This window comes from Waterburya agarophytonicola KI4, from assembly GCF_020640915.1.
GTDB lineage: Bacteria > Cyanobacteriota > Cyanobacteriia > Cyanobacteriales > Xenococcaceae > Waterburya > Waterburya agarophytonicola.
Window position 1 is genome coordinate 1 of sequence record NZ_JADWDC010000026.1, and the last position, 12,481, is coordinate 12,481.

Annotated in this window: 13 protein-coding genes and 1 tRNA gene; 5 read left to right on the top strand and 9 right to left on the bottom strand. The window is 38.4% G+C overall.

The genetic code is table 11. The features are described from left to right. Positions 1-101: 101 nt before the first annotated feature. Entirely contained in the window at positions 102-1,115 is a 1,014-nt protein-coding gene (gene pyrC, locus I4641_RS11635; protein WP_229640696.1) for a dihydroorotase, read from the bottom strand. A gap of 81 nt (positions 1,116-1,196) precedes the next feature. Here pyrC and pyrR point away from each other — a divergent pair, with 81 nt between their 5' ends. Together pyrR and radC are read left to right on the top strand one after the other, a co-directional pair. Beyond that, positions 1,197-1,739, top strand: a complete 543-nt coding sequence (pyrR, locus tag I4641_RS11640) for a bifunctional pyr operon transcriptional regulator/uracil phosphoribosyltransferase PyrR (protein ID WP_229640697.1) — start codon at positions 1,197-1,199, stop codon at positions 1,737-1,739. Positions 1,740-1,803: 64 nt separating this feature from the next. Then, on the top strand, positions 1,804-2,535 hold the full coding sequence (radC, locus tag I4641_RS11645; RefSeq protein WP_229640698.1) for a RadC family protein: 732 nt from the start codon (positions 1,804-1,806) through the stop codon (positions 2,533-2,535). Between the two features lie 104 nt (positions 2,536-2,639). On the opposite strand, the gene I4641_RS11650 is transcribed toward radC, so the two are convergent. Both I4641_RS11650 and I4641_RS11655 read right to left on the bottom strand, forming a co-directional pair. Further along, positions 2,640-4,337: an ABC transporter ATP-binding protein/permease gene (locus I4641_RS11650; protein ID WP_229640699.1), complete on the bottom strand. Its 1,698-nt coding sequence runs from the start codon at positions 4,335-4,337 to the stop codon at positions 2,640-2,642. Positions 4,338-4,389: 52 nt separating this feature from the next. Next, positions 4,390-4,881, bottom strand: coding sequence for a low molecular weight protein-tyrosine-phosphatase (locus I4641_RS11655; protein ID WP_229640700.1), 492 nt, complete (start codon positions 4,879-4,881; stop codon positions 4,390-4,392). 290 nt (positions 4,882-5,171) lie between these two features. Here I4641_RS11655 and I4641_RS11660 point away from each other — a divergent pair, with 290 nt between their 5' ends. Then, a complete protein-coding gene (locus tag I4641_RS11660) occupies positions 5,172-6,593 on the top strand; it encodes an SGNH/GDSL hydrolase family protein (protein ID WP_229640701.1) in 1,422 nt (473 codons plus the stop codon). Positions 6,594-6,626: 33 nt separating this feature from the next. Here the strand turns inward: I4641_RS11660 and I4641_RS11665 are convergent. From I4641_RS11665 to rlmD, 3 genes are all read right to left on the bottom strand, one after another. Continuing rightward, positions 6,627-6,698: transfer RNA gene (locus I4641_RS11665), tRNA-Cys, on the bottom strand. A gap of 144 nt (positions 6,699-6,842) precedes the next feature. Next, complete coding sequence (locus I4641_RS11670; protein WP_229640702.1) at positions 6,843-7,304, bottom strand: ATP-binding protein; 462 nt, start codon at positions 7,302-7,304, stop codon at positions 6,843-6,845. Between the two features lie 272 nt (positions 7,305-7,576). Then, positions 7,577-8,938, bottom strand: a complete 1,362-nt coding sequence (gene rlmD, locus I4641_RS11675; protein WP_229640703.1) for a 23S rRNA (uracil(1939)-C(5))-methyltransferase RlmD — start codon at positions 8,936-8,938, stop codon at positions 7,577-7,579. Between the two features lie 95 nt (positions 8,939-9,033). Between rlmD and I4641_RS11680 the strand changes: the two genes are divergently transcribed. Further along, entirely contained in the window at positions 9,034-9,582 is a 549-nt protein-coding gene (locus tag I4641_RS11680; RefSeq protein WP_229640704.1) for a GNAT family N-acetyltransferase, read from the top strand. Between the two features lie 24 nt (positions 9,583-9,606). After that, the gene (locus I4641_RS11685; RefSeq protein WP_229640705.1) at positions 9,607-10,596 is read left to right on the top strand and encodes a glutathione S-transferase family protein; all 990 of its coding nucleotides are present in this window, start codon (positions 9,607-9,609) and stop codon (positions 10,594-10,596) included. Between the two features lie 303 nt (positions 10,597-10,899). Here the strand turns inward: I4641_RS11685 and I4641_RS11690 are convergent, their stop codons facing one another. The 3 genes from I4641_RS11690 to I4641_RS11700 form a co-directional block, all read right to left on the bottom strand. Continuing rightward, a complete protein-coding gene (locus I4641_RS11690) occupies positions 10,900-11,325 on the bottom strand; it encodes a tetratricopeptide repeat protein (RefSeq protein WP_229640706.1) in 426 nt (141 codons plus the stop codon). Positions 11,326-11,334: 9 nt separating this feature from the next. Continuing rightward, complete coding sequence (locus I4641_RS11695; protein WP_229640707.1) at positions 11,335-11,814, bottom strand: hypothetical protein; 480 nt, start codon at positions 11,812-11,814, stop codon at positions 11,335-11,337. Between the two features lie 167 nt (positions 11,815-11,981). Beyond that, positions 11,982-12,467 carry an allophycocyanin subunit alpha-B gene (locus I4641_RS11700; protein WP_229640708.1) on the bottom strand — a complete coding sequence of 162 codons (486 nt, stop codon included), beginning with the start codon at positions 12,465-12,467 and terminating at the stop codon, positions 11,982-11,984. Positions 12,468-12,481 lie beyond the last annotated feature (14 nt).

Genomic DNA, 12,481 nt, shown 5'->3' on the forward strand with positions numbered 1-12,481 from the left:
TATTTTAATTAATTTTGGAACAAAATATACAATTAATTTTGCATAAGTACTTAATTGTTATGGGATCTATCTGAATGTTTTGAGCCTATCCCGAACTCACGTTAAAATAATTTAGTAATCGACCAACTAATTTCTCGCTCGGCAAACATGGGAACAACATCGCCATAGGTTGCAGGAACTTTAAAAGGTATGGATTCTAGTGTGATAAATTTTTGCGGTGGAATTATATCGTATATTTTTTGTGCATTATCAGAAACAAATGCCTGTAGGCGATCTAGTGCATTATGCTTGGCAAACAATTCTGCTAAAGCTGCCAGGGCGATGGGAGCCGTAAAAATTCCCGCAGCACAACCACAGGCTTCTTTTTTATCGATAGGGTGGGGGGCGGAGTCGCTACCAAACATTAATTTAGGATGGGCAGCGATCGCAGCTTTTAATAAAGCTTCCCTATCTTCGGGTCGTTTGGCAATAGGTTTGCAGAATAAATGAGGTCTGAGTAATCCCCCTGCAAGGTCATCTAAAGTAATTATCAGATGGTGTAAAGTTACCGTAGCGAAGATATTTTCATATCTATCTAGTAGGGCTACCGCTTCTGCCGTGGTAATATGCTCCATGATAATTTTGAGACGAGGAAATTTGTTTGCTAGATGTTCAAAAATTGGCAAAAATAATTTTTCCCGATCTAAGACAAAACCATGAGTTTCTCCGTGTACTAAAAGAGGAATTTCTAACTCTTCCATATATTTAATCGTGGTTTCCACGCGATCAAGTGCTGCTACACCATCTTCGCTATTAGTAGTTACCCCCGCAGGATAAAGCTTAATACCTAAAATATGAGGCTTAAACTGTTCGAGTTCTTCATAGCTATAATCCTTAAAAAAGACAGTCATATATGGCTGAAAAACATCATCTCCCACAATCGACTTGATTTCCTGTAGATATCCTGTCAAACGCTCTAGATTATTGACCGCAGGGACTAAATTAGGCATAATAACCCCTCCTGCAAAAGAATAAGAGCTTAAAGGAATTACGGTTTGCGCCATTGCACCCTCGCGGAAATGGAGGTGCATATCTAAAGGCGAGTTGATAACTACTTGTTGGGGTCTATCTGACATCAATTCCACACCTAGCAAACAAAGGGACTATATAATTAACCCATAAATACCATAGCAAGTGTTTGTCGCTCGCCGTTAAAAATGCCAGCCCAAGTAGTTACCATACTGTCTGCTGAAGAGATCCGCCGTACTATCAACCGTTTGGCTTCTCAAATTGTCGAAAGATCGGGAGATTTATCACAAATAGTCTTATTGGGTATTCATACCAAAGGTGTCCCTCTAGCCGATCTATTGGCGACACAGATAGAAATATTAGAAGAGACTGCTGTGGCTGTCGGCGCGATCGACGTGACTTTTTATCGCGACGATCTAGATAAAATTCGGACTCGCATTCCCGCTAAAACCAAAATACCCCTCGATCTTACGGGCAAAACCGTCATCTTAGTTGATGATGTTATTTATAAAGGTCGCACTATACGCGCTGCCTTAAATGCGGTTACTGAATATGGTAGACCAGAACTAATTAGATTGGCTGTCTTAGTAGATCGAGGACATCGTGAATTGCCTATCCATCCAGATTTCACGGGGAAACAATTACCCACCGCAACGGAAGAAAAAGTAAAGGTTTATTTTAATGAAATCGATGGTAGGGATGCCGTAGAATTAGTCAAAGATTTAGACTAATACTTAAGATTAACTGTTTTAAGTTATAGTTGTGTTACAAAATTATTTTTCAAAACTTGTATTCATGACTTATAGCCTGAGAATAGCTGATTTACCTCCTAGCGAACGTCCTCGGGAAAGGTTGATGGCAATGGGAGCAAAAAATCTATCTGAGGCTGAATTACTAGCTATTTTGATTAGTACGGGACAAACTAGGGGAAATTTATCGGCAATTGGCTTAGCCCAACATATCTTAAAAGAACTAGGTGCATATAGACGCGCGCCTTTAGATGTCTTGAGAGAAGTTCATCCCCGTGAATTGATGAAAATTCCTGGTATTGGCCCTGCCAAAGCAGCTACGATTATTGCAGCAGTAGAATTGGGTAAGCGTACTTTTAAATTTAGACCCAATGAAAAAGTTGCAGTAGATAGTCCTACCTCCGCCGCAGCAGTTTTGACCAACGACCTCATGTGGCAAAGTCAAGAGCGTTTTGCCGTCTTGATGTTGGATGTCAAAAATTGCTTGTTGGCTACTAAAATTCTCACTATCGGTACGGCGACAGAAACCCTGATTCATCCCCGCGAGATTTTTCGAGAAATAATACGCCAAGGAGCAACTAAATTAATTATTGCCCACAATCATCCATCGGGTAACTTAGAACCTTCCCCTGAAGATATTAATTTAACAGAGCAATTATTACAAGGTTCGCAATATTTGGATATTCCGCTGTTGGATCATTTGATTTTAGGCAATGGAGATTATCAAAGTTTGAGACAGGGAACGGATTTATGGCAGCGTTTTCCTCAAGGGGAATAGACCAAACTGCATCTAGTTTGAGGTTAAACTATTGATATATCAGGCTTTCACCCCTTTTTGAACCTTATTTTTTGTCAAAGTCCCGTTAGTTAGTCATAATATCTTTAACATTGACTTAATTTCCAGCTTTCTTTATCTTCAATTTCTAAGATATATTGATGGTATTCAATCAAACTACGACGATGACCTACACTAACAAAAGTAGTATTATTTTTAACTAAATGTTGATATAAACTAGCCTCATTTTTAATATCTAAAGCACTAGTTGCTTCATCTAAAATTACATAATTAGGTTTGTTAATCAAAATTCTGGCAAATGCCAATCTTTGTTGTTCTCCTAAAGACAAAACATCATCCCAATCCTTTTCCACATTTAAACCACCATGACGCTCGATTAGATCGGGTAAATTTACTGCTTTGAGCGCGCTAGCGAGTTCGAGATCGGGAATATCAAGATCGTCATTAGGATATGCCAGTTGACTGCGTAAAGTACCCAAAATCATATAGGGTTTTTGGGGTAGAAACAGCATTTTTGATAGATCTGGACGATAAATCGCCCCTGTTCCAGAATTCCACAGCCCAGCGATCGCTCTGAGTAAGGAACTTTTTCCGCATCCACTAGCACCCATGATTAATAAACCTTGACCAGATGGCAGTTCGACGGACAAGTCTTTAACTAAGGTTCGCTGATAGTTGGGAGTTTGTAAAGTAACTTTTTTGAGAGCTATTTTATCTTGTTGAATGGTGCTGATCGTAGGACATTCTAAAATGTCTTTATCGAGAGCTATTTTAGGATTTTCTAAATAGTCTTCAAAGACAGACAAGCGATCGACACTAGCAGCAAAAGCAGTTAAAGATTGAAATCGATTTACGATAAAGTTTAAAGAGGCAAATACCCTAGCAAAAGCTCCTCCAGCTTCGGTTACTTTTCCTACTTCTAACTCTCCAGAAAGAACGCTCGGCGCAATCACAATAGCGGGCAAAATATAAGGAAAGAAATCGTAAGCATTGGTAAATAAACCCAAATACATTTCTTGCCAAATAACTAATAAGTTGAAGTTTTTAAATACTTCACTAAATTTATAGCGTAGGCTTTGAGTTTCTTGACTTTCTCCTTGATAAAAAGCGATCGATTCTGAATTTTCTCTGATGCGGACTAAACCAAATCTAAAATCAGCTTCTTTTTTTATTTGATCGAAGTTAATTCCGACTAATTTTCTGCCGTATACTCCAACTACAACAATTGTTCCTGCTAAAGAATAAACAATCAACAAATAAACTAAATTACTCGAAATTCTCCATAACACTACGCTAAAAGCTGCTACTTGAAAAACGGAGCTAATTAACGATAGTAAAAAACTTAGAGATTCTACAGTAAAACCCTTTACATCTTCGGCAATCCGTTGGTCTGGGTTATCAATATCACTATTGAAATTTCCTAATTTATAGAAAGCTCGATTATTAAAATAGCGATCGATAATGTGATGGGTTAACGATCTACGCCAATAGTTGCCCAGTATTCCTTGAACATAAAGAAAACCTGCAAATAAAGGAACATAGATAACTAAAATTGCCAGAAAAATTCTCACAGTAGTCCAGAATCGATCGACATCTTTTGCCGAAAGGGAAGAAATAATATTCCCTTGTTGCTGCAACAACAAAACACTTAATTGAGTATAAGCAATTAGTAAAATAAATAATAAGGCTAAAAGAGATAACGCTCCTTTCTTTTCATTGCCCAACCAATAGAGCTTTGCTAAAGACCAAAACTTTTTAAAAACTTTTAAATTAAATCGATTCATTTCGTTTCTATCTAACTACAAAAACAATGCTCGGCAAATCTGGTTTTTCGAGTTATATTTTGGCTTGATATGCTTTGGAATTAACTACTTTGTCTAATAAACCTGCACAAGCATCTAATAGTAAATCGATGACATAATCAAAACCATCAGCACCTCCATAATAAGGATCAGGGACTTCTTTGTCGGTTTTATTGGTAGCAAAATCACACATCAAATAAACTTTGTCTTCATATTTTCCCTCTCGATCTAAATACAAAATATCCTGGTAATTTTCGCGATCCATAGCTAAGATCAGGTCAAATTGCTGTAAATCCCCAGGAGTTAATTTACGAGATTTCCCTTGTAGCTCGATTCCCCCCTTGAGTGCAGCAGCATTCATGCGACGATCTGGAGATGCACCGACATGATATCCCGAAGTTCCCGCCGAATCACAGACAATTTTATCTGTCAAACCAGCTTCAGCTATCAAATAGTTCATAATATTTTCGGCTGATGGAGAACGACAAATATTGCCCAAACATACAAACAATAATTTATAGGTCATGAATAACTAAAAACTAATAAATACTTCATAGATTGCCGATCTTACCTAATTGTGAAACAAATATCTCACAAAACTAAAGTAGATGCTACAAATTTGCCAGATATATATACTCTCGAATCCTCTTAATTAGTTTAGTTCTCCTGCATAATATTCATGTCGTCAATTTACCACAGAGTCAACAAAACAAACCCGCCAATTGGCAGTACGATCACCTAAAATTATTGCTAAAACTTATATATTTGTAGTTATTTTTATCCTTAGCCCACAAAAATTAATTGGAAAATAATTTTATGTTTAAGTCCAAAACTAGAGAACGTAGAATTTTTACTAGTCGAAAAAGATCGCGCCCTCGCTTCTCTATATTTTCGGCGATCGCATCTTTGGTGCTAGTGCTATTAGTCTTAGAACTCCTGACTCGTATATTTGTTGACCTGACGGGCAATAGAAGTCAATTTGCTAGAGCAAATACCAAGTCCGATCTTACCCAAGCCTATAAATTACAATTTGTCGGTCAGAATGGCGATCTCGATCCAAAATCTGATAACACTAGCCTCAAAGCCAAACCCAGTTTAGCTGTAGGTTATCAGTTATTGGGCAATCAAAATAGCGAACATTGGTCGATTAATGCGGAGGGATTTCGCGATCGCGATCCGATTTCTCTTGCCAAACCTAAAGATGAGATCAGAGTCTTCTTACTAGGGGGTTCAACTGCATTTGGCTATGGTAGCCCCAGTAACGCCACGACTATCAGCGAATACTTAGAACAACGCCTACAAAAGCGTCTCCAACAACAAAAAGCTTCTCCCGAACTATATAAGCCCGATGTGCTGCCATTTGATAAAGTAGAAAAACAAAAATATTTAGCCAAACCTGCCAAAATAAAGCCTGGGAACTATCGCATAATCAATGCTAGCGTCCCTGGTTACACCTCTGGTAACGAACTAGCCCAACTAGCTTTGCAAATTCTTCAATATAAGCCAGATTTAATCGTTGTTCTAGATGGTTACGAAGATTTGATGCTAGATAGCGAGCAAGAAGCGGTTCAAGCCCCTCAAATCGATTTAGATAGGCAAAACAAACCGACTAGCTTTGTTGACTATGTCGGCCAATTTATTGAACCGATTGAAAATAAAAGTTATTTAGCCCAAATTGCTCAAGATCGTTGGCTAAAAAATGGCGAAGGCGATGAAAAACAAAACTTTATTCTCAATGAACCAACATCCAATCTAATTAAATATTTACCTCCAAATAAGGACGAACTGCAAAAAAGAGTCGGTCGCTACATAGATCGCCACAAACAAATTTTGAGTTTGAGTGCAGCAGCGCGTGCGCCATTGGTAGTAGCAATACAGCCAGAAATTACGGGACGAAATCCCAGTCAATTAACTGATAGTGAAGGCAAAATTGCCACAGACTTAGGTAGAAGTTATATTCAGCAGGTTAGAGATAGCTATCCTGTATTGATTCAAGCTACTCAGCAACTAGCCAAAGCTTTCCCCAAAAATATGAAAGCGGTAGACTTATACAAGCTCACGGATAAATATCCCTCTCCTAGCTTTATCGATCCAATTCATCTTAATGAAGCAGCCAATCAAAAGGTAGCCGAACAGCTTTATTATGCTATTGCCAGTATGCCTAAAATGCAGCTTGTTCCTACCCAAGCACCAGCACCTAAGCCAGTTTATCCGAGACCCTATTTGAACTCCCGATAAACATCATTGTATAGATTATATATAGATCATCCAAGGCGACACCCAGATTCGAACTGGGGGATAATGGATTTGCAATCCACGGCCTTACCACTTGGCTATGTCGCCACACTTGTTTGCTCTGTCTTAGATAGTCCAGACTACTTAAGCGCATTACACCATCGCAGTGCGTTAATTAGTATAGCAAACTTTGTTAACTATGGTTTAAATAATTAAGACCAGATCGAACTAAAATAATATTTTTGATTTTTTTTAGTAAATAGCGGGTTCTTTCTCTTTAATATCCGCGAACTCTTTAGATAGAGTCAATTGCGTTCCATCTCGATTCCAATGAACGTAGTCAAATACATGATGCAAAATTGACAAGCCTCGACCATTTTCTGATTCGTCGTTTGGCAGTAATTCGTCAAAGCGATCGCATTTAGCCCTACAGCTATTTTTTTCGATAAAACCGTTCCCTTGATCGACAATTACCCAAGAATATTCTTTGGTTGTAACCGTAAATCTGACAATAATAGTTTTACTAGGATCTAGTTTGTTACCATGCTTGGCAGCGTTCACTAAAGCTTCCTGTAATCCTAATCTTACTTCTGTTTGCCATTCGGTCGGTACGCTAACTAATAGCAAATCGAGAACGGGACAGAGATAAAGGGTTGAAGTAAAACTCATGGTACTCCATTTGCTTCTACTCCAAGGGATAGGGATGGCAATCACTAATATATACCTCTAGGTTGAATATTTAGAATTTTTGGCTGGATAAATTCATTCGCTCAGTCTTATATATCGAACAAAATTGTTATTTATCAACAGCTAAGATTTTTTATGTTGACAACCTCTTTTCTAAGATGACTCTACAAGCTTATTAATCAATCCAGAAGATACAACCATAGTGCTTTTCTTAGAGTATTTCAAAATTACATATACCTAGCATCACCCCAATTATACTAAACTTTACGAAATAATATGAGAATGATTGAATACCTCAATTAGCATTTGCGTAAAATTACATAAGTTTCTACATGAGTAGTTTGGGGAAAGAAATCAGTAGGTTGAATGTATTGAGATTGATATGTATTTGATTGGCAAATTAATTTAATATCTCTGGCTAAAGTTGCTGGTTTACAACTGATGTAAACGATGCAAGATGGTTGTATTTTGAGGACTGTTTCGATTACTTGGGGAGCGCATCCTTTGCGAGGAGGATCGAGCAATAATATATCGGGTTTAAAAGAAATAAGCTCGATACAATCTTTGACTTTTCCCGTATAAAAACTAGTATTGGTGATGTTGTTGAGAGCAGCATTATTTTGAGCTTGTTTGATGGAAGTGGGATTAATTTCTATTCCTGCTACTTGCTTTACTTTTTTAGCCAAGGGCAAGCTAAATGTACCAATACCACAATAGGCATCAATGATCGATTCATTTCCTGTTAAATTCAATTGTTCGACGATCGCACTTAGCAAAAGTTCTGCTGCATTAGTGTTAACTTGAAAAAAAGTATCCGCTGCAATGTGCAGTTTAACCCCTGCAAATTTTTCTCTCAAATAAGGCTTTCCCGCTACGGTATAAGTGATTTCTCCTAAAATAGCATTGGTGCGATTTGGGTTGAGATTGAGACACACTCCCACTAATTCGGGATATTTATCTAACCATAGTTGCGCTTGTTCTTCTATTCCCGCTAATTTCTCGCTGGTTGTGACTAAAGTAAGTAGCATTTCTCCCGTATGGCTACCAATTCTTAAGGAGAGATGGCGTAATTTTCCCCGATGGTTGCTTTCATCATAAATTGACCATCCTCTTTGCTGAATATCTTGCTTGACCTCTTTTAAAAGGGGATGTAAACGCTCGTCTTGTACAGGACATTGATTGAGATTAACTAATTTGTGACTGCTTTGTCGATAGTAGCCTGCTTGAACTTGTCCCGTAGCGGATCTCCCTAAAGGATAGGTAGACTTGTTACGATAATTAAGTACATCGGGGGTGTGTAAAATGGGCTGTACTTTGATGTCGGCAAAACCACCAATACGCTCAAAAGCTTGAATCACCTGCTGGCGTTTGGCTTTTCGTTGATAATCTGGCTCGATGTGCTGCCACTGACAGCCACCGCATTTATCTGCCACAATACATTGGGGACGTATGCGGTAAGGAGATGGGGTTAATAGCTGCTCGACTTTCCCCCGCGCAAATTTGGCTTTAGACTGAATTATCTTGGCATTGATGCGATCGCCCGTTACTGTATTGGGAACAAAAACGACTCTTCCTTCGTGTCTTCCTACCCCGTCACCGCTAGTATTGAGGTCAATTATTTCGAGTTCGACTGTTTGACCCTGTTCTAATTTTTGCTTCATTTGGCTGGATTTAGTTGGCGTTTCCTTAAGGGCGGATTGATTGCTTTAGATTAATTGTATGCTTAGTGTTGCTGTTTCTTATTTTGTCTTGCTCGATGATTACAAGATTGGCGACTGAATCTGACGTTGATGGAATCTTGCAACTGCAATCAATCAATTTATTGACAAATTTGTCTGTCGCAGAATTAGCAGAAGGATTTGTAACTACTCCGATTACAGATGCTCAAGTTAAGACTGCGATCGCCAAAAAAGGTGTTTTTGTAGTGGAAAACAATAATAAGATCGCTGGTTATGTTTTTGCTGCTGATTGGGATTATTTTTCTCAATGGGCAATCTTTCCCTATATGGTTTCTCGCTTCCCCCAACTACAATTTGAGGGAACAGAAATAACAGTCCACAATACATTTGAGTATGGTCCAATATGTATCGAAAAATCTCTCAGGGGTAGTAACGCCCTACCCGATTTATTTGAAATAATGCGTTCTCATCTAGTCGATCTCTTTCCTGTCGGCATAACTTTTATCAATCGACTCAATCAGCGATCCCTTGCAGCCCATACCAGAAAACTTAACTTGCAGATTATTGACGAATTTGAATTTAATAATAGTTCTTATTACACTCTGGCGTTTTTAACTAAGATTTAAGAACCCCGTGCAAGATAAATATTCATGGCAAAAAATAAGTCTCTCCCTGGAAAAATAATTATTAAATTGGGCAAGTTTGTCTGGACTACCATGTGGCAAATCATGATGTCTCAGCTTGCACCCCGCAATAAAACAGGGGAGTATATTCGTCCTGAAAGCCAGTTTAGAAATTCGATTAACAAAAATCCAGATAATATCTATCAACCCGCTGCAAATCGCTATCGTTTGTATGTCGGGATGGGATGTCCTTGGGCGCATCGTACCTTGGTTACTAGGGTATTGAAAGGGCTAGAAAAGGCGATCTCCGTATCAACCGTCTATCCCGATTCTGATGGGGGAATGTGGGTTTTATCCGAGGCTGAGTTGGGCTGTAGCACTGTACCAGAATTATATCAATTGGGGCAATCGGGCTATCAAGGTCGTTCTACCGTACCAATTTTGTGGGACGAAGAGACTAATACTATTGTTAATAATGAAAGTGCCGAAATTATTGAAATACTCAATGGAGAGTTTAATGAATATGCTCAATACCCCGACTTAGAGCTTTATCCTCCTGCTTTAAAGGAGAAAATCGATTACTGGAACGAGAAAATTTATCATACCGTTAATAACGGGGTTTATCGTTGCGGTTTTGCTCAAACTCAATTAGCTTACGAAAGAGCCAGCGAGGAATTATTTGCTACCCTCGATGAAATAGATGGGGTATTGGCAACTAATCGTTATCTTTGTGGCGATCGCCTTACCTTGGCAGATATACGTTTGTTTACCACCCTATTTCGCTTTGATATTGTTTACTATGGCTTGTTCAAATGCAATCGCCGTCGTATTAGGGATTACAATTATTTAGGGGCTTACCTGAAAGACTTGTATCAATTACCAGGAGTTGCTGCTACTTGCGATCTCGAAAGTGTGAAGAGAGATTATTATGGCAACTTGTTTCCTCTGAATCCAGGGGGGATTATTCCTACAGGACCAGATATTACTAATTTGTTACAGCCCCACAATCGAGCATGAATACTATTCCCAATTGGGAATGAATTTGGAATAGCTAAATGTTGTTTCCCACCTATCGGCGATCGCCCATCGAAATCTCCCTAAAGTTTATAAAAAACTGAATAATTTGGCTATTTACTCAATAGTTAATTGGGAATAAAGTAAATTTAATTTGATCGAATTACTCATATTGACAAAATAAATTGCCTTGGTTACGATTGCGGGCGTGTGAGGAGGGAACAAAATTTGAGAGTCGAGGAAAACACGACAAAATCCTTGGCTCTCTTTCTATTGCAAGACTTTGCTTAACTTATTATCAATAAACTATGGTTGTTCTTGGGGTTGTTCTGGCTCGGTTTGTTGACTGGTTTCCTGTTGTTTGATTAACTGCAAAATACCAGCAAATTCTTGTCTTTCGGGATAATATTTCACCATCTTTTCTAAAACAGGAATTGCTTTAGCTGTATTGTTAGTTTGTAGATGTATTTGGGCTAATCCCTCAAGTGCGGTAATATTTTGAGGTTCTCTTTCTAAGACTTTTTCATAACCACTCACCCGCATCTGAATTTGTGATTCGATCGAGGGAGCATCACCAGACTGTTCTGACTCCGAAGCGGTATAATTACTTTGGCTAAAGGCACTACTCAAAGCGATCGCCAAGGTAGAACCAGCAAATCCCAAACCCATGACTAGTGTCGCAACTCTGACTAGGGTTTTGGTTTTAGTTTTGTTTTTCTTCTTTTTGCTCATCAGCTTAGATTAACTCCACATATAGAACGCTAGTATACCTCCCGTAAATCCCAACCAACAAAATATCGTCAGAATCAAAGAGCAAAGCCAACGATTAAAACCGATTAGCTGTAAATCTAATTTTAATAATAATGCGGAGGCGACGAACACTATAAATCTAGCAAAATAGTCTACTTTCTGCACGATTAGAGTAAAGGCAAAAGCTCCTAGGAAAATTGACAAAAAGGCTCTCGTATCGGATTTTAGCCAGTTATCTATACTAATTGCAATTAAAGAAATAGGCGAAGTAAAAATAATTACGCAAAACAAAATAATCGCAACGGCGATACCATACAAAATACCAAAGCGAGTTTTTTCGACGAATTGGATGTATAAATCCCCTTGTTCTAATAACTTAGTCGCCCAAGCACCATACAGCCATCCTTCCACGCCATAAGTTAACAGTAACAAAAACAGAGAAATACCAGGAAATTTTCTGAACCAAGCCATGACTAATGATCAACGATCGATAATTAATTATGGTTCTTTAACTGCCGATTGTTAACCGATTAAAAATAATAATAGGTAATCGATCGCTTATTATCGACGAATCGATTACCCACACAAACACCAGCCATGACTAGCATGGTTATCCCAAGACTTAGATAGATTTTTATCTAAGACATATTTTGAATAATGTAATCAAAATAAAGACTGGCTTCTTGAGCATCTTCTTTACCCAAAAGATCGATGGCTGCTTTTTTCAAGCAACGAATAGCATCAATCATTCCTGGTACGGGTACTTCCAGGGAGTTGTACATTTCTTTAACTCCAATTAAACCAGATTGTTCCATTGGACCTTTATCTCCCGCCATTACACCATAAGTAACGAGACGTAGATACCAGCCAAAATCTCTCAAACACTGATTATATTCTTTTTGTCCGTAAGCATTACCTCCAATAGAACGATATTCTGGATGCTGCTTGAACAAATCCTTCCCAGCTTTATCGACGATTTTCTTTTCGTTATTGGCTAGAGTTTCAGCGATACGCATACGCCTTTCGCCAGTGGTTAAAAAGTTTTTAATGCCTTCTAGTTCTCCGCTACTGGGGTAGCGTAGTTCGTCATCCGCTTTGAGGATAACTTGACTAACTATGCTCATAATATCTGAATGGT

Excerpts from the sequence above, each read along its gene's own strand:
- pyrR (WP_229640697.1), top strand. The coding sequence starts at position 1,197 with ATGCCAGCCCAAGTAGTTACCATACTGTCTGCTGAAGAGATCCGCCGT.
- I4641_RS11650 (WP_229640699.1), bottom strand. The coding sequence starts at position 4,337 with ATGAATCGATTTAATTTAAAAGTTTTTAAAAAGTTTTGGTCTTTAGCA.
- I4641_RS11685 (WP_229640705.1), top strand. The coding sequence starts at position 9,607 with ATGGCAAAAAATAAGTCTCTCCCTGGAAAAATAATTATTAAATTGGGC.
- radC (WP_229640698.1), top strand. The coding sequence starts at position 1,804 with ATGACTTATAGCCTGAGAATAGCTGATTTACCTCCTAGCGAACGTCCT.
- I4641_RS11655 (WP_229640700.1), bottom strand. The coding sequence starts at position 4,881 with ATGACCTATAAATTATTGTTTGTATGTTTGGGCAATATTTGTCGTTCT.
- I4641_RS11690 (WP_229640706.1), bottom strand. The coding sequence starts at position 11,325 with ATGAGCAAAAAGAAGAAAAACAAAACTAAAACCAAAACCCTAGTCAGA.
- I4641_RS11700 (WP_229640708.1), bottom strand. The coding sequence starts at position 12,467 with ATGAGCATAGTTAGTCAAGTTATCCTCAAAGCGGATGACGAACTACGC.
- I4641_RS11660 (WP_229640701.1), top strand. The coding sequence starts at position 5,172 with ATGTTTAAGTCCAAAACTAGAGAACGTAGAATTTTTACTAGTCGAAAA.
- pyrC (WP_229640696.1), bottom strand. The coding sequence starts at position 1,115 with ATGTCAGATAGACCCCAACAAGTAGTTATCAACTCGCCTTTAGATATG.
- rlmD (WP_229640703.1), bottom strand. The coding sequence starts at position 8,938 with ATGAAGCAAAAATTAGAACAGGGTCAAACAGTCGAACTCGAAATAATT.
- I4641_RS11680 (WP_229640704.1), top strand. The coding sequence starts at position 9,034 with ATGATTACAAGATTGGCGACTGAATCTGACGTTGATGGAATCTTGCAA.
- I4641_RS11695 (WP_229640707.1), bottom strand. The coding sequence starts at position 11,814 with ATGGCTTGGTTCAGAAAATTTCCTGGTATTTCTCTGTTTTTGTTACTG.